The organism is Sphingomonas sp. So64.6b (genome assembly GCF_014171475.1).
GTDB classification, from domain to species: Bacteria; Pseudomonadota; Alphaproteobacteria; order Sphingomonadales; family Sphingomonadaceae; genus Sphingomonas; species Sphingomonas alpina_A.
The window spans coordinates 532,021-553,296 of sequence record NZ_CP048817.1 but is presented as its reverse complement, the minus strand read 5'-3'; the positions used below and the strand labels follow the sequence as shown (position 1 = coordinate 553,296).

Annotated in this window: 24 protein-coding genes; 14 read left to right on the top strand and 10 right to left on the bottom strand. The window is 63.3% G+C overall.

Translation table 11 applies throughout. The annotated features are described in order from the left end of the window. Positions 1-58: 58 nt before the first annotated feature. From sdhA to sdhC, 3 genes are read right to left on the bottom strand one after another with little or no spacing between them, the layout of a single operon-like run. Positions 59-1,873 (bottom strand): succinate dehydrogenase flavoprotein subunit, encoded by a 1,815-nt coding sequence (gene sdhA / locus G4G27_RS02580; RefSeq protein ID WP_183111828.1) that lies wholly within the window; start codon positions 1,871-1,873, stop codon positions 59-61. After that, positions 1,873-2,259 (bottom strand): succinate dehydrogenase, hydrophobic membrane anchor protein, encoded by a 387-nt coding sequence (sdhD, locus tag G4G27_RS02575; RefSeq protein ID WP_183111826.1) that lies wholly within the window; start codon positions 2,257-2,259, stop codon positions 1,873-1,875. Before sdhD ends, sdhA begins: the two co-directional genes overlap by 1 nt. 1 nt (position 2,260) lies before the next feature. Continuing rightward, positions 2,261-2,602, bottom strand: a complete 342-nt coding sequence (sdhC, locus tag G4G27_RS02570) for a succinate dehydrogenase, cytochrome b556 subunit (RefSeq protein WP_244624750.1) — start codon at positions 2,600-2,602, stop codon at positions 2,261-2,263. Positions 2,603-2,974: 372 nt separating this feature from the next. On the opposite strand from sdhC, the gene G4G27_RS02565 reads away from it, so the two are divergent. The 4 genes from G4G27_RS02565 to G4G27_RS02550 all read left to right on the top strand — a co-directional run bounded on the left by G4G27_RS02565 (position 2,975) and on the right by G4G27_RS02550 (position 7,438). Further along, complete coding sequence (locus tag G4G27_RS02565) at positions 2,975-4,318, top strand: methyl-accepting chemotaxis protein (RefSeq protein WP_183113565.1); 1,344 nt, start codon at positions 2,975-2,977, stop codon at positions 4,316-4,318. A 20-nt stretch (positions 4,319-4,338) separates the two neighbouring features. Continuing rightward, a complete protein-coding gene (locus G4G27_RS02560; RefSeq protein WP_183111822.1) occupies positions 4,339-5,709 on the top strand; it encodes a methyl-accepting chemotaxis protein in 1,371 nt (456 codons plus the stop codon). Positions 5,710-5,772: 63 nt separating this feature from the next. Continuing rightward, positions 5,773-6,474, top strand: coding sequence for an SDR family oxidoreductase (locus G4G27_RS02555; RefSeq protein WP_183111820.1), 702 nt, complete (start codon positions 5,773-5,775; stop codon positions 6,472-6,474). After that, on the top strand, positions 6,464-7,438 hold the full coding sequence (locus G4G27_RS02550; protein WP_183111818.1) for a 50S ribosomal protein L11 methyltransferase: 975 nt from the start codon (positions 6,464-6,466) through the stop codon (positions 7,436-7,438). Before G4G27_RS02555 ends, G4G27_RS02550 begins: the two co-directional genes overlap by 11 nt. A 333-nt stretch (positions 7,439-7,771) precedes the next feature. Here the strand turns inward: G4G27_RS02550 and G4G27_RS02545 are convergent, their stop codons facing one another. Together G4G27_RS02545 and phhA are read right to left on the bottom strand one after the other, a co-directional pair. Then, positions 7,772-8,206, bottom strand: coding sequence for a RidA family protein (locus G4G27_RS02545; RefSeq protein WP_183111816.1), 435 nt, complete (start codon positions 8,204-8,206; stop codon positions 7,772-7,774). Positions 8,207-8,214: 8 nt separating this feature from the next. Continuing rightward, the gene (gene phhA / locus G4G27_RS02540; RefSeq protein ID WP_183111814.1) at positions 8,215-9,087 is read right to left on the bottom strand and encodes a phenylalanine 4-monooxygenase; all 873 of its coding nucleotides are present in this window, start codon (positions 9,085-9,087) and stop codon (positions 8,215-8,217) included. A 45-nt stretch (positions 9,088-9,132) separates the two neighbouring features. Between phhA and G4G27_RS02535 the strand changes: the two genes are divergently transcribed. After that, on the top strand, positions 9,133-9,807 hold the full coding sequence (locus tag G4G27_RS02535) for a TIGR02117 family protein (RefSeq protein ID WP_244624518.1): 675 nt from the start codon (positions 9,133-9,135) through the stop codon (positions 9,805-9,807). After that, complete coding sequence (locus tag G4G27_RS02530) at positions 9,804-10,544, top strand: alpha/beta hydrolase (protein WP_183111812.1); 741 nt, start codon at positions 9,804-9,806, stop codon at positions 10,542-10,544. Before G4G27_RS02535 ends, G4G27_RS02530 begins: the two co-directional genes overlap by 4 nt. On the opposite strand, the gene G4G27_RS02525 is transcribed toward G4G27_RS02530, so the two are convergent. Beyond that, entirely contained in the window at positions 10,541-11,131 is a 591-nt protein-coding gene (locus tag G4G27_RS02525; protein WP_183111810.1) for an HD domain-containing protein, read from the bottom strand. The two genes, G4G27_RS02530 and G4G27_RS02525, sit on opposite strands and share 4 nt — an antisense overlap. A gap of 111 nt (positions 11,132-11,242) precedes the next feature. On the opposite strand from G4G27_RS02525, the gene G4G27_RS02520 reads away from it, so the two are divergent. The 3 genes from G4G27_RS02520 to G4G27_RS02510 are packed head-to-tail and all read left to right on the top strand — an operon-like array spanning position 11,243 to position 13,959. Then, positions 11,243-12,373, top strand: a complete 1,131-nt coding sequence (locus G4G27_RS02520; RefSeq protein WP_183111808.1) for a histidine kinase — start codon at positions 11,243-11,245, stop codon at positions 12,371-12,373. Next, positions 12,370-13,170, top strand: coding sequence for a LytTR family DNA-binding domain-containing protein (locus G4G27_RS02515; RefSeq protein WP_183111806.1), 801 nt, complete (start codon positions 12,370-12,372; stop codon positions 13,168-13,170). The genes G4G27_RS02520 and G4G27_RS02515 overlap by 4 nt, the downstream gene beginning before the upstream one ends. A gap of 36 nt (positions 13,171-13,206) precedes the next feature. Next, positions 13,207-13,959, top strand: coding sequence for an isocitrate lyase/phosphoenolpyruvate mutase family protein (locus tag G4G27_RS02510; RefSeq protein WP_183111804.1), 753 nt, complete (start codon positions 13,207-13,209; stop codon positions 13,957-13,959). A 125-nt stretch (positions 13,960-14,084) separates the two neighbouring features. Here G4G27_RS02510 and G4G27_RS02505 read toward each other — a convergent pair whose 3' ends face one another. Next, the gene (locus tag G4G27_RS02505) at positions 14,085-14,357 is read right to left on the bottom strand and encodes a DUF3297 family protein (RefSeq protein WP_183111802.1); all 273 of its coding nucleotides are present in this window, start codon (positions 14,355-14,357) and stop codon (positions 14,085-14,087) included. A gap of 96 nt (positions 14,358-14,453) precedes the next feature. Then, on the bottom strand, positions 14,454-14,834 hold the full coding sequence (locus G4G27_RS02500; RefSeq protein WP_183111800.1) for a hypothetical protein: 381 nt from the start codon (positions 14,832-14,834) through the stop codon (positions 14,454-14,456). A gap of 178 nt (positions 14,835-15,012) precedes the next feature. Here G4G27_RS02500 and G4G27_RS02495 point away from each other — a divergent pair, with 178 nt between their 5' ends. Further along, the gene (locus G4G27_RS02495) at positions 15,013-15,411 is read left to right on the top strand and encodes an EVE domain-containing protein (protein ID WP_183111798.1); all 399 of its coding nucleotides are present in this window, start codon (positions 15,013-15,015) and stop codon (positions 15,409-15,411) included. A 42-nt stretch (positions 15,412-15,453) separates the two neighbouring features. Here the strand turns inward: G4G27_RS02495 and G4G27_RS02490 are convergent, their stop codons facing one another. Further along, entirely contained in the window at positions 15,454-15,897 is a 444-nt protein-coding gene (locus tag G4G27_RS02490; RefSeq protein WP_183111796.1) for a helix-turn-helix domain-containing protein, read from the bottom strand. Between the two features lie 68 nt (positions 15,898-15,965). Here G4G27_RS02490 and G4G27_RS02485 point away from each other — a divergent pair, with 68 nt between their 5' ends. Then, positions 15,966-16,664: an SDR family NAD(P)-dependent oxidoreductase gene (locus G4G27_RS02485; protein WP_183111794.1), complete on the top strand. Its 699-nt coding sequence runs from the start codon at positions 15,966-15,968 to the stop codon at positions 16,662-16,664. 73 nt (positions 16,665-16,737) lie between these two features. Here the strand turns inward: G4G27_RS02485 and G4G27_RS02480 are convergent, their stop codons facing one another. Beyond that, a complete protein-coding gene (locus G4G27_RS02480; protein WP_183111792.1) occupies positions 16,738-17,508 on the bottom strand; it encodes a helix-turn-helix transcriptional regulator in 771 nt (256 codons plus the stop codon). 99 nt (positions 17,509-17,607) lie between these two features. On the opposite strand from G4G27_RS02480, the gene G4G27_RS02475 reads away from it, so the two are divergent. The 3 genes from G4G27_RS02475 (at position 17,608) to G4G27_RS02465 (ending at position 21,274) form a co-directional block, all read left to right on the top strand. After that, on the top strand, positions 17,608-18,828 hold the full coding sequence (locus G4G27_RS02475) for an MFS transporter (RefSeq protein ID WP_183111791.1): 1,221 nt from the start codon (positions 17,608-17,610) through the stop codon (positions 18,826-18,828). Between the two features lie 86 nt (positions 18,829-18,914). After that, the gene (locus G4G27_RS02470) at positions 18,915-19,694 is read left to right on the top strand and encodes an AraC family transcriptional regulator (RefSeq protein WP_183111789.1); all 780 of its coding nucleotides are present in this window, start codon (positions 18,915-18,917) and stop codon (positions 19,692-19,694) included. Positions 19,695-19,777: 83 nt separating this feature from the next. After that, a complete protein-coding gene (locus G4G27_RS02465) occupies positions 19,778-21,274 on the top strand; it encodes a S41 family peptidase (protein WP_183111787.1) in 1,497 nt (498 codons plus the stop codon). Positions 21,275-21,276: the final 2 nt, after the last annotated feature.

Here is a 21,276-nt window from a genome sequence, read left to right as displayed (position 1 = left end):
CGGTATCGCGATCACTATCCATCTAACGCGAGCGCACCAGTCGATCGCCATACGGTCCTCAATAAACCCGCTTCTTCGGCTTGATATACTCAATGTCGTCAGTGAGCGTGTAATCGTGCACCGGGCGCAGGCCGAGTGTGGTCGTGCCGCCCGTGCCGCCCCAGCCTTCGAACGTCACGGTGCTGTGCTTCATCCAGTTCACATCGTCGCGGTCGGGGAAATCCTCGTTGACGTGCGCGCCGCGGCTTTCCTTGCGGTTGGCGGCGGACTCCATCGTCACCACTGCCTGCGCGATGAGATTGTCGAGCTCGAGCGTCTCGACCAGATCGGTGTTCCAGATCAGCGAGCGATCCTTCACGTCGATATCGGTCATGCGCTGATAGGTCTTGCCGATCAGGTCGACACCCTCGCTGAGCAGCGCATTGTCGCGGAACACCGCGCAATGCTTCTGCATCGTGCGCTGCATTTCGAGCCGTACCTCGGCGGTCGGCGATCCGCCCGACGCGTTGCGGAAATGATCGAGGCGGCCAAGCGCCAGCTCTTCCGAACCCTTGGGCAGCGGGGCATGGCTGGTGCCGGGTTTCAGCGTTTCCTTGAGGCGCAGGCCCGTCGCGCGGCCGAATACCACGAGATCGATCAGCGAGTTGGAGCCGAGCCGGTTCGCGCCATGCACCGATACGCACGCTGCCTCACCGACCGCGAACAGGCCGGGGACGACGGTATCGGGATTGCCGTCCTTCAACTGGACGACTTCACCATGATAATTGGTCGGGATGCCGCCCATATTGTAATGCACCGTCGGCGTGACCGGCAGCGGCTGGCGCGTCAGGTCGACGCCGGCGAAGATCTTGCCGGTTTCGGTGATGCCGGGCAGCCGTTCGTGCAGCACCTTGGGATCGATATGGTCGAGATGGAGATAGATATGATCCTTCTCCTTGCCGACGCCGCGTCCTTCACGCATTTCCATCGCCATCGAGCGTGACACGACGTCGCGCGACGCGAGATCCTTGGCCGACGGGGCATAGCGCTCCATGAAGCGCTCGCCTTCGCTATTGGTCAGGTAACCACCCTCGCCGCGTGCGCCCTCGGTGATCAGCACGCCGGCACCATAAATGCCGGTCGGGTGGAACTGGACGAATTCCATATCCTGCAGCGGCAACCCGGCGCGCAGCACCATGCCGCCCCCATCGCCGGTGCAGGTATGCGCCGAGGTCGCCGAGAAATAGGTGCGGCCATAGCCACCCGTCGCGAGCACCACGGAATGCGCGCGGAAACGATGGATCGACCCGTCGTCCATGCACAAGGCGATCACGCCTCGGCACACGCCGTTTTCCATAATCAGGTCGAGCGCGAAATATTCGATGTAGAAATCGGCGTCGTACTTCAGGCTCTGCTGATAGAGCGCATGGAGCATGGCATGGCCGGTGCGGTCAGCGGCGGCACAGGTACGCTGCGCGGGAGGGCCTTCGCCCATATTCTGCATCATGCCGCCGAACGGGCGCTGATAGATTTTGCCCTCATCGGTACGGCTGAACGGCACGCCGGCATGTTCGAGTTCGTAAACCGCGGCAGGTGCTTCACGCACCATATATTCGATCGCGTCCTGGTCGCCGAGCCAGTCCGAGCCCTTGACCGTGTCGAACATGTGCCAGGTCCAGTGATCCGGTCCCATATTGCCGAGCGATGCGGCGATGCCGCCCTGCGCTGCGACGGTATGCGAGCGGGTCGGGAAGACCTTTGTAATGCATGCGGTCTTCAACCCCGCTTCGGCGATGCCCATCGTCGCGCGCAAGCCCGAACCACCGGCGCCCACGACCACGGCATCATAGGTGTGGTCGATGATCTTGTACGCTGGGCCAGAAATGGGGGGCATTATGCGGGCGTCCCGGTGAAGGCGATCCGGAGGATCGAGAAGATGGCGACGGCAGCGGTCGCTACGGTGAAGAAATTGAGCGCGATCATCAGCACGATACGGCTTTCGTCATGCTGATAATCCTCGATCACGACCTGCAGGCCGAGCCGGAAATGATAGAAGACCGAGGCGACGAGCAGGATCAGCGGGACCGCGACCCAAGCCGACGACATCCAGCCACGAACCGTGGCGTAGTCATAAGCCGGCAGCTGCGCGATCGCGATCATGAACCACAAGGTCAGGAACAGATTGGCGCCGGCGGTCAGCCGCTGGTGCCACCAGTGATGCGCGCCTTCCTGTGCGCTGCCCAGGCCGCGCACGCGGCCGAGATTGGTGCCGTTGCCCATCTTATTTGCCCCCCAGGAGATAGAGCCAGAAGACGATGGTCAGCGTGAGCGAGGCGGCCAAGGTCAGCCATGCGCCCATCCTGTTGGTCTTCAGCTCGTAACCAGCGCCGGTATCGAGCACGAAATGGCGGATACCGGTCGCCATATGCTGGAAGAAGGACAGCGTCAGCCCGATGCCGACGACATAGCCGATCGCACCGCCCCACAGACCGGTAAAGACATGCATGAAGGTCGCGTAGCTCTCCTTGCCGCCGGCAAGCGCGGCAAGCCACCACACGAACGCGGCGGTGCCGACGGTCGCCATACCGCTGCCGGTGATCCGATGGATGATCGAGACGGTCATCGTGATCGGCCAGCGCACATGCCACATATGGGGGCTGAGCGGGCGGGCAATAGGCGGTTTGGTGGCCAAGGGCTGGTCCTTCGTCAGGCGGTGCCCGACCTATTAGTCGCCATGTGCCGCGATGCAAGACGAGAACAGCTGTTTGAAAATGCGCTGAGGGCGCATTTTGGCGGCGCCAGCCCGCTCCCCCTCCCGGCCACCCACAGCGTATCCTGAATGGGTGGCCGAGAGGGGGAGCGGGCTGGCACCGCCTCGACTCTTCAAGAAGGCGCCCTAACCGCCCCTTAACCAAATCCGGTTAGCGCTTGGCCAACAACCACGGGACCATACCGGGTCGCATAAACGGAGTTTTCGCTCTTGGACGCCAACGACCTGCCCGCCCCCGGCACGATCGCCGCAAAAATCGATTTGACCGCGCGCCTGCGCGTGTTCGATTTCGACGGATCGCTGGCCAGCGCGAGCCGCGAGGCCTGGGCCGTGCTCGAACCCGATATCCGTACGGTATCAGAGGCTTATTGGCAGCAATGGCTGCGCTGCTTCGCCGATGAACGGATCTGGGCACCGCAAGAAACCGACAAGATGATCGAGGTCGGTTGCACCTTTCTGAAGAACCGCTTCCTCCAGACCAATGCGCGCGGCTGGGTCGAATCGGTCGAGCGATCGGTCGCCGCCGCCTATACCAACGACGTATCGCCGCTCGCCCTGCTGTCCATGATCAACGCCAGCGACCGCGCCGCGCTCAATATCCTGACGAAAAAAGTCGATCATGCCGATGTGAAGCTACCGATCCTGATCGACACGCTAATGCGTCTTTCAGCGCTGGAGGGCGAGATCACCGTCGCGATCTACAACGCCTATCGCGAGCATAGCGCTCAGCTCGGCCGCGATCGGCTTGCGACCGAATTCCGCGAAGGGATCGCGCAGATGGTCGAGAGCGCGACGCAGGAATCGGGCGTATTGCGCGGCCAATCGCTCAGCACCTCCAATTCCGCGCGCGGCATGCTTGGAAAGACGTCCGAAGTCGCCGCTGCAGCCGAGCAATCGGCGGTCGCGATGCGCGAGGCGGCACACACCGCCGCCGGCCTGATCCGGGCGATCGAAGATGCCCGTACCGAAGTCGAGGCGGCACGCGAGATCGCCACCCGCGCTTCGACTCAGGCAAGCACCGCGGTCGGCATGTCGGAAACGCTGTCCGATCACGCCAAGTCGATCGAATCGATCCTCGGCCTGATCCGCGACATTGCCGGCCAGACCAACCTGCTCGCGCTCAACGCGACGATCGAAGCGGCGCGCGCCGGCGATGCCGGTCGTGGCTTCGCGGTGGTCGCGCAGGAAGTGAAGAGCCTCGCCAACCAGACCGCGCGCGCGACCGACGACATCGCCGCCAAGATCGCCGCAATCCAGTCGGCCACCCGCTCGACCGTCGACACCAACGCATCGATCAAGGCGACCGTTGCCGAGGTGCAGGAAAGCGCCAACCGCATCCGTTTCGCGATGGAAGCCCAGGCGCAGACCGTGACCGCGATCACCGCTGCGGTCGACGAAACCGCGCTCGCCGCGGATTCGATGTCCAACACCATCGCCGCGATCCGGGAGGACACCGAAACCGTTGCATCGGATATTGATCGCGTCGGCAAAGGCTTCGATTCGCTCGAAGCAAGACTGGGTACGCTCAAGAACAGCGCGGGCGAGTTCTTCGCCAAAGTCGCTGCGTGAGCAATTGAGAGGACGACCTTTTGGCACAAGCAAATAACAGCACGTTAGGTAGCTGGAGCGGCGGCGCGCGCAGCGCCGCAGAACGCGTCGGCGATTATGACTGGGACCGTGCGATCGCCGCGGCCAGCGCTGAGATATCCACCCTGATCGAAGGGTCGGAGGAAGCGATCGCCCGTGCCTTCTGGAATCATTACATGTCATTGCCATCGACGGCGCATATCAAGCCGTTGATGAGCAACGAATTGCTCGCGAAACGTATCGCGCGCAGCACACGCTACACCAAGATCAAATATGCCGATCCGTTCGGCGACCAGTGGATGACCCTCGCTTTCGGCCATGCGAGCGAATCCTACGAAGCCAGTGTGCCGCTTCCCGCTTTGCTCTCGTCGCTGAGTTTTGCGCATAGCCAGACGCTCAAGATCATTGCCGAGCGGCTCAATGGCGACACCGGGCGGGCGCAACACCTGGCGGACATCATCCAGCGCCTCGCGCTGGTCGAGGCCGATGTCATGACCACTTATCTGGGCAGCTGCGATGCCGAGCGCGCGCGCGACGAACGCCGCGCCCGATCGACTCAGTTCAGCGAAAGCATCGGCCAGTCGATCGAAGGCACGGCGACACTCGGCACGCGGATCCGCGTCCAGGCCAAAGGCGCCTCGTCATCGGCGCGCGGCATGCTCGGCAAGACATCCGAAGTCGCCGCTGCAGCCGAGCAATCGGCGGTCGCGATGCGCGAGGCGGCACACACCGCCGCCGGCCTGATCCGGGCGATCGAAGATGCCCGTACCGAAGTCGAGGCGGCGACCGATATTGCGACGCGCGCGTCGGGCCAGGCCGGTGATGCGGTCGGCATGTCGGAAACGCTGTCCGATCACGCCAAGTCGATCGAATCGATCCTCGGCCTGATCCGCGACATTGCCGGCCAGACCAACCTGCTCGCGCTCAACGCGACGATCGAAGCGGCGCGCGCCGGCGATGCCGGTCGTGGCTTCGCGGTGGTCGCGCAGGAAGTGAAGAGCCTCGCCAACCAGACCGCGCGCGCGACCGACGACATCGCCGCCAAGATCGCCGCAATCCAGTCGGCCACCCGCTCGACCGTCGACACCAACGCATCGATCAAGGCGACCGTTGCCGAGGTGCAGGAAAGCGCCAACCGCATCCGTTTCGCGATGGAAGCCCAGGCGCAGACCGTGACCGCGATCACCGCTGCGGTCGACGAAACCGCACTCGCTGCGGATTCGATGTCCAACACCATCGCCATGATCCGCGAGGACACCGAAAATGTCGCGAGCGAGATCGACACGCTCGAGCGCGATTTCGACGAGGTCAACGAACGGCTGATGATGCTACGCAGCGCAGCCGACGGCTTCTCGGCCAGCGTCGCAGCCTAAGCCCTCTCCCGCCTGCGGGAGAGGGAGTTGTTGCGCTGGCCCGCCAAGCGTAGAGCGCTCCCCATGACCACCCATATCCTCCTCACCGGCAGCAGTCGGGGCATCGGCGCGGCTATCGCCAGCGCACTCGATAGCGGTGACGTCCGGCTCGTGGGCCATGGCACGGCCAGCGGCATTTCCGCCGATTTCGCCGATACGACGGGTCCGCAAACCCTGTGGGATACCGCGCTCGAACAGCTCGATGGTCGGATCGATGTGCTGATCAACAATGCCGGCATCTTCGAAGCGAACCCGATCGACCGTCCGCAAGCCGAATGGGTGACGGACTGGGAGCGCACGATGCGCATCAACCTGACCGCATCCGCCGAACTGTGCCGCCTCGCCGTCCTTCACTGGCGGGAGCGCGCTAGTAGCGGCCGGATCGTCAATATCGCGAGCCGCGCCGCCTATCGCGGCGATTCGCCCGAACATTGGCACTATGCCGCTTCCAAGGCCGGCATGGTCGCGATGACCAAGTCGATCGCGCGGGGTTACGCGGCGCAGGGCATCCTGGCCTTCGCGATCTGCCCCGGCTTCACCATGACCGGAATGGCCGACGATTATCTGTCGAGCCGGGGCGGCGATAAATTGCTCGCCGATATCCCGCTCGGCCGCGTCGCCGAGCCAGCGGAAGTCGCCATAGCGGCAAAGTTCCTTGCGCTCGAGGCGCCAGCGTCGATGACCGGGTCGGTGATCGACGTAAACGGAGCAAGTTATGTCCGATAGCTGGAAGCTCACTCTGCCTTGCACGCGCGCGGAAGCCGAAGCGATCGACGCGGCGGACGACCTCGGTATCGATCCGGCACCGGTGCTGATGACCAGCGAGGAGGTCACGGACGACCCGCTGCGCTGGCGGCTGGACGCTTATTTCGAGGGCAAGCCGGACAAGGCCGCAATCGCCGCGGTGCGTGCGCTGGCGCCTAGTTCGACCAAGGCCAAGGCGACCGCCGAGCGCGTGCCCGATGCCGATTGGATCACGCTCAGCCAGTCGGGGATCGAGCCGGTTCATGCCGGCCGCTTCTACGTCCACACCGACGCCAACAAGGGCGCTATTCCGGCCGGCGCACGTGCCTTCCGCATCGAAGCGAGCCGCGCCTTCGGTACCGGCCAGCACGAGACGACCACTGGCTGCCTGTTGACGCTCGATGCGATGCGCGTGCGGGGCGAACGCGCGCGCAACCTGGTCGATATCGGCACCGGCACCGGATTGCTCGCCTTCGCCGCGATGCATCTGTGGCCCGGCGCTTATGCCACCGCGTCGGATATCGACGCGGCGTCGATCGATGTGACGGCGGAGAATGCCGAGCTCAATGGAATAGTACTCGGAAACGGTCCTCGCCAACTCGCGCTCGCCGTCGCGCCGGGGCTCGAACATCCATTGCTGATCGGCCGCGCACCCTATGACCTGATCGTAGCCAATATCCTGGCCGGCCCGCTGATCGCGCTCGCCCCGAGCATCGGCATGGCTCTGGCGGAGGGCGGCACGCTGGTTCTCGCGGGCTTGCTCAACAACCAGGCCGATGCCGTGCTGCGCGCCTATCGCCGGCAGGGGCTAAGGCTTGCGGGCCGGATCGACACCGGCGACTGGCCGGCACTTCGCCTGCGCAAGCGCGTACGCCACGGCCATGATCGCGTGACCCGGCTCGGACCCGGCGGCGCGGGCGAAACGCCGGGATTCGGCAATTGGTAGAATAAAAACCCTCCCCGTGCCGGGGAGGAGCCCATGCTACCCACGCTCGCCTGTTTCAAATTAAGTATTTGATATATAAAGACTTATATGCCAACCTCTCACCGATATGGCGGCAAAGATAAGACACATCCGGTGTCCCATATCTCCCGCCGCGGTTCTCCACAGTCCCATCACCAGCGGCGATTCAACTAAGGCACAGGGTCGGGCAGGTCATCCGTTGCCGGACTCATACCGGCTCGCTCTTTCCTATTGTCGGAACAGGATTGCCAAAGCGCTACGAGCGCTAAAAGTCGCGCGCATGGCCGGCCTCCTGCACATGCAACACTCGATGGTTTAGCTTTTAGGCTTTACCGCGATGGCATCGACCTCGACCAGCAATTCAGGCCGGGCAAGGCGCACGACATACACCAATGTCGATGGCGGCACCGCATCGCCAAGCACTGCCTTGCGGATCGCCGACGAGCGTTCATAATCGAGCGGCTTGACCAGATAGGCGGTCAGCTTGACGATATTGTGCGGGCTTGCGCCCTGGCTCGCAAGGATCGCCACGATATTGCGCAATGCGCGCTCATATTGCGCCTCCGCATCTGCGGCGATGCTCCCGTCCGGCGCGTTACCGATCTGGCCGGCCACATAGAGCATGTCGGACCCTGCCGGCACTACCGCCAGATGCGAATAGCGTCCGATCGGCGGCGCGACGGTCGACGGGTTGGAAATTTCCTGCGCCGATGCCGCCGGCGGCGACGCCAGCACACAGGCCAGTGCCATGATTTTCTTCATACTGCCGCCTTTGCGTTAGCGTAAACCTGCGTGCCCCGGGTGAGCACGATATCGGTCGGATCGAGCGCCGCGACCGGAATATCCGGTAACATCTTCAGCGACTCGTAAAGCGGCGCGAAGTCGGTTTCGACGGTGAGGCGGAGCAGTTCGTCGAAACTCGGAATGACGAAATAATTTTGCTGGAAATCGTCGATCCGGTATTCGGTGCGCATCACCCGCGCGAGATCGAAGGCGATCCGGTTGGGGCTCGGATCGTCGAGCGCGAAGCGGCTTTCGGCAAAACTCGACACTATGCCCGAGCCATAGATGCGCAGACCCTCGGGCTCGGCGATCAGGCCGAACTCGACCGTGTACCAATAAAGCCGCCCGAGATATTTAAGCGCGTCAAGCCCGAGCGCGCGCTGCCCACCCCGGCCATAAGCTGCGAGATAGTCGGCGAACACCGGATCCGCGAGCATCGGCACGTGGCCGAACACATCATGAAACACGTCGGGTTCCTGCAGATAGTCGAGCTGATCCGGCCGACGGATGAAATTGCCCGCAACGAACCGACGGTTGGCCATATGGTCGAAAAACACCTCGTCCGGCACCAGACCGGGCACCGCGACCACCTGCCATCCGGTCAGTTCCATCAGTCGCTCCGACAGCTCCTCGAAATCGGGAATGCCGGGCTTGGACAATTTGAGCACGTCGAGCCCGCGCAGATAGGCATTCGACGCCCGTCCGGGCAGCAATTTGGCCTGCCGTTCGAACAATATGTCCCAGGTCGCATGTTCTTGCGCGGAATAGTGCGACCAGTCCTGCGCTATCGTCCAATCGTCCGCCGCGCCCTCGGGCGGAGCGTCGAGCACATGCGTATCCTCTGTCATGCAAATGGCATATCACAGCGCGAACGCGGCAGGAAATGGAGTGCGATGTCAGCACGCTGGAAGAAGATCGTCAGTTTGTCGGTGCTGGGATTCGCCACATTGGCCACAAGCTATGGCGCGGCGGGGATGGTCGGCGGCGCGCTACCGACCAATAGCGGCTGGCGTGCGCCGGAGACGGGTGTACGGATTTTCGTCGAGAGCAACGGCATCCATACCGGGCTGGTCATGCCGGTGGTCGCCGAGGGGCTTGACTGGAGCGACCTGGCCCGGGCCGGCGATATCGCCGACCCGCGCTTCGCTGCACATCCCTATGTCGCGATCGGCTGGGGCGAGCGGGCCTTTTATCTCGAGACCCAGACCTGGGCCGATGTGAAGCTTCAGACGATCCTCGGTGCGGCGATCGGCAGCGACCGGACGCTGATGCATGTCGAGCATGTCGCCATGCCTCGGTCAAGGCCGGATGTCCGCGAAATAATGCTGCGCCCGGAGGAATATCGCAAGCTGGCCGCGTTCGTGCGGGCGAGCTTCCGGGTCGAGAACGGCCGCACCGTGCACCAGTACGGCTATGGCAGTTACGACGCCTTTTACGATGCGCACGGCCAATATAGTGCGATCGAGACCTGCAACGCCTGGACCGGCGATGCGCTGCGCCATGCCGGTGTGCGGATCGGCGGCTGGACGCCGTTCCCGGTCAATGTGCTTGGCTGGTTCGCGCGATGAGTGTCCGGGGGAGTGCGCCGGGGAGCGACCATGCTCCGCCATCCAAGCTGCTCTGGGCGGCGGAATTGCCGCGCGCGGCCTGGGCCGTCGTATCGCTGCTCGGCGCGCGCAAAATGCTCGATGCGGCGCCCAAAGGCGATGGGCGGCCAGTGCTGCTCTTGCCTGGCCTGGTTAATTCCGACCGCTCGAACTTCGTCATGCGGCGCTATCTCGAACGGCTCGGTTACCGCGCCGAAGGTTGGGGATTGGGCCGCAACATCGGCCGTCGTGCGGTCGGCAACGATGGCGAAAAGCTACTCGACCGCATCCGCGCATTGCATGCCGAAACGGGCGTGCCGGTGACGTTGATCGGCGTCAGTCTCGGCGGAATCATGGCGCGATTCGCGGCGCATCGCTTGCCCGATTTGGTGCGTGAGGTGATCACGGTCAGTTCGCCGTTCGCCGGATCGCCCCGCGCGACCAATGTCTGGCGCGCGTTCGAACTGCTGAGCGGGGACAAGGTCGATAGCGAGCGCGTGACGCAACAGGCGGCCGAGGTGGTGCGCCCGCTGCCCGTTCCGTCGACCGCGATCTGGAGTCGCAGCGACGGGCTGGTCAACGGCATGATCTGCCACGTGGATGACGACCCGCAGTGCTGCAATGTCGAAATCCGCGCGAGCCATATGGGCGTGCAGCTAAGACCGGAGGTGCTGCGGCTGATCGCGGATATTTTGGGCGGCGCGACGGGGCGCGGCTAAGCCGCCTCGCCCACCTTGGCGTAGATGCTGTTGATCGGGCGCGACATCACTCGGCCGACCATCGGCTCGAAGAAATCGAGCGGCGCGCTGTCATAATTCGGGTCGAACGCGGCCTGATCATATTTCTCGCAGAATTCAGCGCAGGCCTCGAAATGCGGATGGCCGCGATACTGTTCGCGCATATCGCGGTCGCCACCGATATAATGGAAGAAATAATAGCCCTGGAACACGCCATGGGTGTTGGCGATCCAGTGCACCTCTTCCGACACGAACGGGCGGAGCATCGCTGCGCCGATCTCGGGATGATTGAACGAACCGAGCGTATCGCCAATGTCATGGAGCAGCGCCATAACGACATAGGCCTCATCACGGCCATCGCGATGCGCACGGGTCGCGGTCTGCAGCGAATGCTCAAGGCGATCGACCGGGAACCCCCCATAATCGCCGTCGAGCAATTTCAGGTGAGTGAGAACACGCGTCGGTAATGCCTTCGAGAATTCACTAAAATGGCTGCCGATTAGGGTCCAGTCCGCTTGCGTACCCTCGGTCATGGCGGTGAACTGGGCCCGGTCGTGCGGTGCGTTCATGGCATCTCTCCGTCTTCGCTCGCTTCTCAGCCGCGCAGGCGGCAAACGAACTGTACGGTCTTAGCGTACACAATTTTGCACTGGCATCCCAGTCACTGTAAGACGTGGCCGATGCCTGCCCTCCCCATCCCGGCGATCCCGGCGCTGACCAAGCCCGACATCTTCTCGCGGCCCTTCTTCGAGGAGAAGAGCCGCGCCTTCTGGACGCTGCAGGCGGCGGGCTGGACCGGCTACCTCATCCTGCGCAGCGTCTCGAGCATTTCGAACGGTCCGTCGCTCGACGTGATCATCCCGGTGATCATCGAATCGATCGTCGGTTATTGCATCACCCTGCTGCTCTCGACGCTGTACGGCTATTATCGCGGGCTGCCGCGGATCAGCGCGATCCTGCTGACCATCATCACGCTGGCGATCGCGACAATCCTCTATTCGGTGCTCGACGCATTTTCCTTCTCATTCATCAAACTGGCCAACCCGGGGCTCAATCTGAACCTGGTGCTGGGTACCATATTTCTCAACTTCACCGTGCTGGCGGGCTGGTCGGCGCTTTATTTCGGGATCAATTTCTACCTGATCGTCGAGGAGCAGATCGACCAGCTGGCGGCGCTCGAGAACACCGCATCGTCGGCGCAATTGGCGATGTTGCGTTATCAGTTGAACCCGCATTTCCTGTTCAACACGCTCAATTCGATCTCGACCCTGGTGCTGCTCAAACAAACCGAGCGCGCCAATGCGATGCTCAGCCGGCTGTCGTCCTTCCTGCGCTACACGCTCGCCAACGAACCGACCGCTCATGTCACGATCGCGCAGGAGGTCGAGACGCTGAAACTCTATCTCGAGATCGAGAAGATGCGCTTCGAGGACCGGCTGCGTCCGAGCTTCGAGGTCGATCCGCGCGTCGCCATGGCACGCCTGCCGTCTTTGCTGCTTCAGCCGCTGGTCGAAAACGCGATCAAATATGCGGTCACGCCGAAGGAAGAAGGCGCCGAAATCGCCGTGGTTGCGCGGCTCGCCGGGGATCGGGTGCAGATCGCCGTATCCGACACCGGACCGGGCTTGAATGAAATGAAAGCACGTCCATCCCTTTCAACTGGGGTCGGCCTTGCCAATATCAGGGAAAGGTTGGCGCAAGCCTATGGCCCCGACCATCGTTTCGACACCCGATCCCTGCCCAGTGGCGGGTTCGAGGTCGAGATCGAGATTCCGTTCCAGCTCGATGAGCCGGTTAGAGAGGTTGCATGACGATTAGAACGATATTGGTCGACGACGAACCCCTGGCGATTCAGGGGCTGGAGCTTCGACTGCAGGCGCATGAAGATGTCGAGATCATCGACAAATGCCAGAATGGCCGCGAGGCGATCCGCGCGATCAAGACGCACAAGCCCGACCTGGTGTTTCTCGACATCCAGATGCCCGGGTTCGACGGCTTTTCGGTCGTGCAGGGCCTGATGGAGGTCGAGCCGCCGCTGTTCGTGTTCGTCACCGCCTATTCGGACCATGCCCTGAAGGCGTTCGAAGCCCAGGCGGTCGACTATCTGATGAAGCCGGTCGAAGAGAGCCGGCTGGCCGATACGCTCGACCGGGTGCGCCAGCGCCTGACCGAGAAGCGCGGTGTCGAGGAGATCGATCGGCTGAAGGAAGTGCTCGCCGAGGTCGCGCCCGATTCGGTCGAGAATCTGAGCGATGGCGGCGATCAGGTATCGTCGAACCGGTTCGAGAAGCTGATCAACATCAAGGATCGCGGCCAGATCTTCCGCGTCGATGTCGACACGATCGAGCGGATCGACGCCGCCGGCGACTATATGTGCATCTATACCGGCGACAATACGCTGATCCTGCGCGAAACGATGAAGGATCTGGAAAAGCGGCTCGACCCGCGCCGCTTTCAGCGGGTACACCGCTCGACCATCGTCAATCTCGATCTGGTCAAGGAAGTGAAGCCGCACACCAACGGCGAGTGCTTCCTGGTGCTGGGGTCGGGCGCGCAGGTCAAGGTGAGCCGCAGCTATCGCGACGTGGTCGCGCGGTTTGTCCACTAAGGCGCGAAAGAACATATTTCGGGGGGTCGCATCCTTATGTCGAAAGCACTGGCCTTTGCTGCACTGCACGTCGCAGGCGACCCGCTGATCCTGTATAATGCATGGGACGTCGGCAGCGCGCGTGCGGTGGCAGGGGCCGGTGCCAAGGCGATTGCGACCGGCAGCTGGTCGGTTGCCGCCGCGCAAGGGTTCGACGATGGCGAAGCCCTCCCGCTCGAATACGTGCTGGCCAGCGCAGCGCGAATCGCCGGGGCGGTGTCGCTGCCGGTGACGATCGATTTCGAGGGCGGCTATGCGGTCAAGCCCGACGATGTCGCGGCCAATGTCGCACGGCTCGCCGCGACGGGTGCCGCCGGGTGCAATTTCGAAGACCAGATCGTCGGCAAGAACAAGCTTCATTCGATCCCGGTCCAGATCAAGCGAATCGCCGCCGCGCGCGCGGGGGCCGGCGCGGATTTCTTCATCAACGCACGGACCGACATCTTCCTGCAGGCAAGCCAGGATACGCACGACAAGGCGATGGTCGATGTCGCGATCAAGCGCGCCACGGCCTATGCTGCGGCGGGCGCGAGCGGTTTCTTCGCGCCTGGCCTCACCGATGCCGCGCTGATCGCGCAGCTGTGCGGCGCGGTCGAGCTGCCGGTCAACATCATGGCGTTTCCCGGCGTACCCTCGACCTCAGTGCTGGCCAATGCCGGCGTCTCGCGGATCAGCTATGGTCCGGGGCCATACCGCTCGGCGATGAAGGCGATCGAGGCGGATGCGCAGGCGGCGTTCGCCTGGCGCTGACGCAATAATAAACCGTTCGGGCTGAGCTTGTCGAAGCCCTGCTCACCCGTTGCATCGGCCGGATTTGTGGCTCGCGCCCTTCGACAGGCTCAGGGCGAACGGTGAGAAGCGGGGCTAAGCCGACCTCAAACCTCAGGCGTCTCCTCTGCCTCACCCTCGGCAGGCCGCTCGAACCACGCCTCGACCGGGCCGCTATATTTCAGCGTCAGTGGATTGCCCTTGCGGTCGACCTTCTTGCCGAGCGCGACGCGAATCCAGCCTTCGGAGATGCAATATTCCTCGACATCGTGGCGCTCACGCTCCTTGAAGCGGATGCCGATGCCGCGCGACAGCTTCTCTTCGTCGAAGAACGGGCTGCGTGGGTTGGAGGACAGGCGGTCTGGTGGAGTGTCGGTCATGGCGGCGGGCTTTGACGCAAAATCGAGCCGGATGCCAGCCCATATGAAAGCGGCGCGGGAGTTACCCGCGCCGCCGTCAATCTCATCCGCACCGGATCAGTTGCAGACCCGGACCCGCACACGCTGGCGATAATAGGGATCCCAGCGCCGCTCGACATGGCAGCGGGCATAGCGATCACGGTAGCGATAGGCGTAATAACCATCGTTCGGATAATAACCGCGCTGACGGTAATAACCGTCGTCGTAATTATAATCATAGCCGCGTTCGTCATAATAGCGTTCGCGGTCGCGGCGGCTGTCCGATGCGAGGGCGGCACCAATCGCGAGGCCGGCAATGCCGGCGACGACGGCGACGCCGGCGTCGTTATCGCGATGATAGTGGCGGCGGTAACGTTGCGCATCAGCAGGCGCAGCAGCGGTCAGTGCCGTTGCGGCGAGTGTCGCCCCGAGCACGGCCTTCTTCATCAAATTCGTCATATCGACCTCCTCAGATCAACAAACCTATTCGCTGGTGCCGAAACGCGGCAACACGCCAGCTTGTTTCAACAAATATGCGAGTCGGGCTGAACCGAGCCGGAATGACATGTTAAGCGGGGGTTTAGCTTGGCATAAGGCCCCCAAATTCCTGGGCGCCCAAATGCTAGTGGAGGATCGAATGGCATATTGGCTGCTGAAGTCCGAGCCCGACAGTTACAGCTGGGATGATCTGCTCGCCGAAGGCCAGACCGAATGGACCGGCGTGCGCAACCCCGCCGCGGCGCTGCATCTGAAGGCAATGACGGTCGGCGACCGCGCTCTGTTCTACCATTCAGGCAAGGACAGGGCGGCGGTCGGCACGGTCGAGGTGACGCGGACCGCGCAACAGGATGGCGACGAGGCGCGCTGGGTCTCGGTCGCGGTCAAGCCGCTCAAGCCATTGGCAAAGCCGGTGACGCTGGCGGCAATGAAGGCCGAACCGAAGCTTGCCGGCATGGAAATGCTGCGGCAATCGCGGCTGTCGGTCAGCCCGGTGCGTGCAGCGGAATGGGCAGTGATCGTGAAGATGGGCGACTGAGGTCGGCACGACTGGTCCGCTGTCGGACGTCAGCTCAAACCGTCAGCCGCCTGTCGGCAGAACGAGGCGCAAGTCGATTTCTTCAATCGGCTTGCCGCTGATCCGATCGACAACCACAGGATCGATCGCCCGCCCGCTTTCCGCCTCGACCAGTTGCGACAGCTTTCCTTCGCCGAAATACCGCCTGCCCCATGCGCCGAGCGCCTGCAGGATCGGCAGATAGTCCCGCCCGCATGTGGTCAGCACATATTCGTCACGCGGGGGCCGCTCGCTATAGCGGCGGCGTTCAAGCAGACCGTCACTGACCAGCGCGGCAAGTCGGCGGGTGAGAATGTTCGGCGCGATGCCCAGACTGCGCTGGAATTCGTCGAACCGGGTCAGGCCAAGCCCCGCATCGCGCAGGATCAGCATCGTCCAGCTATCACCAACCCGGCCAAGACCGCGCGCCACCGGGCAGGTACCAGAAGCTAATTTCTCAGTGTCCATTGCATAATGATAGTGACATTCCTATCATTATGCAAGCGACCCGGATTGACCGGGCCCGGAGACAAACAATGACTTTCAATACAAAGGGCACCGCTCTGATCACCGGTGCGTCATCGGGTATCGGCCGGACCGTCGATGTGCTGCGCGCCGACCTGACCGACAAAGCCGATCTGGCCGCGGTAGAACAGCGGCTGGCTGACGATGCGTCGATCACGCTGCTGGTCAACAATGCCGGCATGAGTCTGCGCGGCAGCCTGCTCGACAGCACGACCGATGAGATCGAGCAATTGCTCTCAGTCAACGTCACCGCCCCGACCCGCCTGGCAGCGGCAGCGGGCAAGGCGTTCGCCGCGCGCGGCACGGGCGCGATCATCAACATCGCCTCGGTGCTGGGCCTTATCAGCGAGGGGTTCGAGGGCGCGTATAACGGCACCAAGGCGCACTTGCTGACGGTCAGCCGCTGGCTCGGCGTCCAACTCGGGCCGAAGGGCGTCTATGTCCAGGCAGTGTTGCCTGCCGCGACACGCACCGAAATCTGGGAGCGGTCGGGCAAGGATATCGATACCTTCCCAGCCGAAGTGGTGATGGGCGTCGACGACCTGGTGGATGCCGCACTGGTCGGCTTCGACCGGCGCGAAGCGGTGACTATACCGCCGCTGGCCGACGGGACGCTGTGGGCCGCGTATGACGAGGCGCGCATCGCGATGCAGCCTGGGTTCAATAACGGCACCCCGGCGCCGCGCTATCGCGAAGCTGTGGTAGCGTAAGCGGGCTCAGTCGAGACACGGCAGGGGCGGCGATCAGTCATTGGTCGCCGCCCTCGCCGTTTGCCCATTCGGCTCAGCTCGATGGCCGATAATGGCTAGGCGCCACGCCGATGAGCCGCTTGAACATGGTGGTGAAGGCCGCAGGACTTTCATAACCAAGATCGAGCGCGATCCGGGTTACCGACTCTCCGGCGGCCAGCCTGGGCAGCGCGATCAGCAGGCACGCCTGTTGCCGCCACGTGCCGAAGCTAAGGCCCGTCTCCCTTCGAAACAGCCGGGTAAATGCCCGGCGCCCCATGCCGAGATCCGTACTCCAGAGGTCGATCGTGTCGTGCGGCGTGGGGGATTCGAGGAAAATCTGGCATTTGCGGGCGATCTGCGCGGTCTTCGGGAAGGGTACCGCAAGCGGGACGGTCGGTGCGCGCGCCAGTTCCGCGAGCAGCAACGCCATGACCATCCCGTCCCGTCCGTCGACATCATATTCCGGCACGATGTCGACGGCGGCTTCCAACAGGCTGCGCAGCAACGGCGAGACCTGGATCACCTTGTTCCTGTCACCGAGCGAGCCATGCGCATCCGGTTCGATCAACACACTGCGCGTGCTCACCGCGCCAACCATCCGCACGGCATGACTGCATCCGCCAGGCGTCCAGATCGCGCGCTCCGGCGGTGCCACCCAAGCCCCATGCGGCGTGCTGACCACCACCACGCCGCGCGCAGCATAAAGCAACTGGCCACGGCGGTGCTGATGCCAGTCGAGTTCGAAGGCCGGCGGATATTCATTGCCGACCGCCACGATCGGGCGGTCGATATGTTCGACAAGGGCTGGATCGGACCATGGCATCGCACTGTCCCACTCGCAAAGATGAAAGACCCATATAGGAATGCGGGTCGATTTGGCAGCGCCTATAGCGATGGCGCTTTCGATTGACGGATCCGCTTCATGAACTCCACCACAGCTGTCTCGCCGCAAACCGATACCGACACCGACACCACGGTGTTCGGCGTGATCGTCGCGATCAGCTTCTGCCACCTGCTCAACGATATGATGCAGTCGTTGCTGCCGGCCATCTATCCCAGTCTGAAAGCGGAACTCGCTCTCTCCTTCAGCCAGATCGGCCTTGTCACGCTAGTTTATCAGCTGACCGGATCGATCCTGCAGCCCCTGGTCGGGCTCTACGCCGACAAACGCCCCACCCCGCTTGCCTTGCCCGGCGGCACGCTGTTCTCGCTCTCCGGGCTGCTTCTCCTGTCGATCGCACACAGCTACTGGCTGCTGCTGGTCGGCGCGTCCCTGCTCGGCATGGGCTCATCGGTGTTTCATCCCGAATCGTCACGGGTCGCGCGGATGGCGGCGGGCCGCCGGCATGGCCTGGCCCAGTCGATGTTCCAGGTCGGCGGCAATGCCGGTTCGGCACTGGGTCCGCTCGCGGCGGCGGTCGTGGTGATGCGCTGGGGACAGTCGAGCCTGGCCTTTTTCGCGATGCTCGCTTTACTGTCCTGCGCGGTCCTGTGGAATGTCGGTCAATGGTATCGGCATCATGGCCTTGCGCGCCTCTCGCGCGGCGCGGCGCGGCAACAGGCCATCATGACCTTGCCGCGCGGAAAAATGCTCGGCGGCAGTGCCATCCTGCTGGCGCTGATCTTTTCGAAATATGTCTATCTGGCGAGCCTCACCAGCTACTTTACCTTCTATCTGATCCACCGCTTCGGCGTGTCCGTCGAGGTCGCCCAGTTGCACCTGTTCGCATTCCTCGGCTCGGTCGCGATCGGCACGATCGCTGGCGGACCGCTCGGCGACAGGTTCGGGCGCAAATATGTGATCTGGTTCTCGATCCTTGGCGCGCTGCCTTTCACGCTGCTCTTGCCGCATGCCAGCCTGTTCTGGACCGGGCCGCTGACCATGATCATCGGTTTGATCCTGGCCTCCGCCTTCCCCGCAATCGTGGTCTTCGCGCAGGAACTGGTGCCGGGAAAGATCGGCATGATCTCTGGCCTGTTCTTCGGTTTCTCCTTCGGCATGGGCGGGATCGGCGCGGCCGTGCTGGGCGAGGTCGCGGACCGGTCGGGCATCGAGATGGTCTATGCCATCTGCGCGTTCCTACCGGCGATCGGGCTGCTGGCGGTCTTCCTGCCCGATCCCAAGCGCGCCAGCAGGGCATAACCCAGCTTCGGGCAAAACGGCACCTAACGACCGGTGGCGAACGATGCGGCATTTTCAATCGTTGACGCCAATTGTAAGGTCGGAAGATGCAGCCGACGCCGTCGTCCTGGGCCAAGAGTCGCCCGTCGAGCTTTCGGCGGAAACGCTACCGGGCGGGCAGCAGGATCGTGCCGCATAGCCATGCCGATGCCAGCCTGACGATCGTCCTCTCGGGAGATTATCAGGAATCGATCGCGGGACGGACAGTTGAGCATAGCGTCGGCAGCTTGCTCGTCTGTCCGGCCAACATGCCGCACGCTCAGCAATTCGGCGCGAGCGGCGCATCGAAGCTGCTGGTGATGCCGGAGCCAGCGCTGCTCGACTATCTCGCCGCCACAATTCCGTTCACAACCGCGCCTGCTACGCGATCGATCGAGATCGCCCGGATCGGGCGGCAAATCGCTGTCGAACTTGCGGTTGGAGACGGCTACTCCGCTATGGCCGCAGAAGGCCTGTTATGGCAGCTCGCTGCGCTGCTTGGGCGCGATCTGTCACGGCCAATGGCACCCGCCTCGTCGCTGGCGGAAAGAGCGTGTCGGGAGATCGAGTCCGCCGGAGACGATCCGCTGTCCATTGCGATCCTGAGTGTCAGGGTGAACTGCCATCCCGCGACGCTGACGCGGGCGTTCCGCAGAGAATTAGGCTATTCTCCGGCCGAATATCAGCGTCGTCGCCGCGTCGACCACGCCGCCCGGCTGTTGCGCGAAACGAGAATGCCGCTGAGCGAAATCGCCGCGGCATGCGGCTTTTGCGATCAGGCGCATCTTTCTCGTTTGTTTCGCCGCATGATGGGCTGCTCGCCCGGAGGCTTCAGAAGCGGCGCGTAACGTCCAAAAGCGCATTGCGTCCAAGACACTGTGGCCGGAAACCTATTCAGGTCGCCGTTCGGGCAGAAAAGGCGATCGTGAAAATGACATTTCGATTTGGCGTGCGGATGGCCGCCGCACTCTTTTTCGTTTCACCGGCACTGGCCAGCGTGCCGACACCGTTTGACCGCGCCGCATGGCAGCAGGACTATGCCGAGCTCAAACATGCGCTGGAACTGGGTTACGCCAATCTCGCCTGGAAAGGCTCAGGCGCGGGCGGTGTCGATCTGCCTGCGCTGAACCGTACCGCCACCGATGCGCTTGCCCATGCGCAAAGCGATGCGCAAGCGATGGATGCAATACGCACGTTCGTGGCGGGGTTTCATGACGGTCATCTTTCGGAACAACCCTATCTCGCCCCCTCGGGCCGCGCCGGCGCAACCGAACCCGCTGAACCGGCCCTGAGCGCCAAGGATCCGATCGGCGGTTGTGCCGCGCTCGGTTTCGCATCCACCGGACCGGTGGCCTTTTCGCTGCCGTTCGAAAGGCTGGCCGAATTCAAGCTGTTATCCGATGGTCTCGGCGAGACATTCCGAACCGGCCTTATCCGCCCCGAGCCAGGGGTGATCCTAGGCTTCATTCGTATCCAGGCCTTTCGCGCCAGGGCCTTTCCCGCCGCCTGTCTGCATGCCTGGTCCGATCAGGTCATGGCTGGCACGCCGATCACGGCCGACACGGTCAGGGACACGGCGGTCAACCGCTGGTTCGGCGACCTTGCCGATGCGATGGAGCGGCTTCGCCGGGGCGGCGCAACCGCTATAGTGATCGATATCGGCAATAATGGCGGTGGCGATGACAGCGGCGACTGGACCTCGCGCCTGTTCACCAACCGGCAGGTCCATTCCGCACGGCTGCTGATGATCGATGCGCCGGTGGCGGCAGAGTATTTCGATGAGGTGCTTGGCAACCTTAGTGCCGCGCTCGACAAGCGCCCCGGCAGGGCAGGCGTCGAAGCATTGAGCGAGGCACATATCCGTTTCTCGAATCTGAAAGCGCAGATCGGCCGGCGCGGTTGCGATTTGTCCTGGGTCTGGCGCGAGCAGCGGCGATGGTCGTTGGCGGCATGCAACCGCCTCGTCGATGCCGGTTATTCTGGGGGCGCCAGCGCCGGGCTGCCGCGTGGCGCCTATGCCGACAGGGCGGTCGCAACAAGCTTGTCTTCCGCCTCGACGGTGGAGGCGCAGTTCGGGACTTGGACCGGGCCAACCTATGTGCTGGCCGACAAGCGCTCTTACTCGTCAGCGGAGATGTTTGCCGCGGTGATGCGCGACAATCATGTCGCGAAGATCGTCGGCGTGCGCACCGGCGGCGACGGGTGCGGCTTCATGACCAGTGCCACGCCAGTGGTACTCATCCATTCGCGCCTGCGCTTTCGCATGCCCAATTGTCTGCGGTTGCGCGCCGATGGAACGAACGAGCAGGCGGGGATCGAGCCCGACCTGCCCGTGCTGCCGACCGAGGGCGAGAGCGACCGCGCGCGGGCGGCGCGGGCAGCCAGCGCGATCGCAGCGGATGTTTTGCGGGGGCAAGGGCAGCGCTGATG

What these genes read in the sequence shown, in the direction of transcription:
- sdhA (WP_183111828.1), bottom strand. Translation starts at nt 1,873, where the DNA reads ATGCCCCCCATTTCTGGCCCAGCGTACAAGATCATCGACCACACCTAT.
- sdhD (WP_183111826.1), bottom strand. Translation starts at nt 2,259, where the DNA reads ATGGGCAACGGCACCAATCTCGGCCGCGTGCGCGGCCTGGGCAGCGCA.
- sdhC (WP_244624750.1), bottom strand. Translation starts at nt 2,602, where the DNA reads ATGACCGTCTCGATCATCCATCGGATCACCGGCAGCGGTATGGCGACC.
- G4G27_RS02555 (WP_183111820.1), top strand. Translation starts at nt 5,773, where the DNA reads ATGACCACCCATATCCTCCTCACCGGCAGCAGTCGGGGCATCGGCGCG.
- G4G27_RS02550 (WP_183111818.1), top strand. Translation starts at nt 6,464, where the DNA reads ATGTCCGATAGCTGGAAGCTCACTCTGCCTTGCACGCGCGCGGAAGCC.
- G4G27_RS02545 (WP_183111816.1), bottom strand. Translation starts at nt 8,206, where the DNA reads ATGGCACTGGCCTGTGTGCTGGCGTCGCCGCCGGCGGCATCGGCGCAG.
- phhA (WP_183111814.1), bottom strand. Translation starts at nt 9,087, where the DNA reads ATGACAGAGGATACGCATGTGCTCGACGCTCCGCCCGAGGGCGCGGCG.
- G4G27_RS02535 (WP_244624518.1), top strand. Translation starts at nt 9,133, where the DNA reads ATGTCAGCACGCTGGAAGAAGATCGTCAGTTTGTCGGTGCTGGGATTC.
- G4G27_RS02530 (WP_183111812.1), top strand. Translation starts at nt 9,804, where the DNA reads ATGAGTGTCCGGGGGAGTGCGCCGGGGAGCGACCATGCTCCGCCATCC.
- G4G27_RS02525 (WP_183111810.1), bottom strand. Translation starts at nt 11,131, where the DNA reads ATGAACGCACCGCACGACCGGGCCCAGTTCACCGCCATGACCGAGGGT.
- G4G27_RS02520 (WP_183111808.1), top strand. Translation starts at nt 11,243, where the DNA reads ATGCCTGCCCTCCCCATCCCGGCGATCCCGGCGCTGACCAAGCCCGAC.
- G4G27_RS02515 (WP_183111806.1), top strand. Translation starts at nt 12,370, where the DNA reads ATGACGATTAGAACGATATTGGTCGACGACGAACCCCTGGCGATTCAG.
- G4G27_RS02510 (WP_183111804.1), top strand. Translation starts at nt 13,207, where the DNA reads ATGTCGAAAGCACTGGCCTTTGCTGCACTGCACGTCGCAGGCGACCCG.
- G4G27_RS02505 (WP_183111802.1), bottom strand. Translation starts at nt 14,357, where the DNA reads ATGACCGACACTCCACCAGACCGCCTGTCCTCCAACCCACGCAGCCCG.
- G4G27_RS02500 (WP_183111800.1), bottom strand. Translation starts at nt 14,834, where the DNA reads ATGACGAATTTGATGAAGAAGGCCGTGCTCGGGGCGACACTCGCCGCA.
- G4G27_RS02495 (WP_183111798.1), top strand. Translation starts at nt 15,013, where the DNA reads ATGGCATATTGGCTGCTGAAGTCCGAGCCCGACAGTTACAGCTGGGAT.
- G4G27_RS02490 (WP_183111796.1), bottom strand. Translation starts at nt 15,897, where the DNA reads ATGGACACTGAGAAATTAGCTTCTGGTACCTGCCCGGTGGCGCGCGGT.
- G4G27_RS02485 (WP_183111794.1), top strand. Translation starts at nt 15,966, where the DNA reads ATGACTTTCAATACAAAGGGCACCGCTCTGATCACCGGTGCGTCATCG.
- G4G27_RS02480 (WP_183111792.1), bottom strand. Translation starts at nt 17,508, where the DNA reads ATGCCATGGTCCGATCCAGCCCTTGTCGAACATATCGACCGCCCGATC.
- G4G27_RS02475 (WP_183111791.1), top strand. Translation starts at nt 17,608, where the DNA reads ATGAACTCCACCACAGCTGTCTCGCCGCAAACCGATACCGACACCGAC.
- G4G27_RS02470 (WP_183111789.1), top strand. Translation starts at nt 18,915, where the DNA reads ATGCAGCCGACGCCGTCGTCCTGGGCCAAGAGTCGCCCGTCGAGCTTT.
- G4G27_RS02465 (WP_183111787.1), top strand. Translation starts at nt 19,778, where the DNA reads ATGACATTTCGATTTGGCGTGCGGATGGCCGCCGCACTCTTTTTCGTT.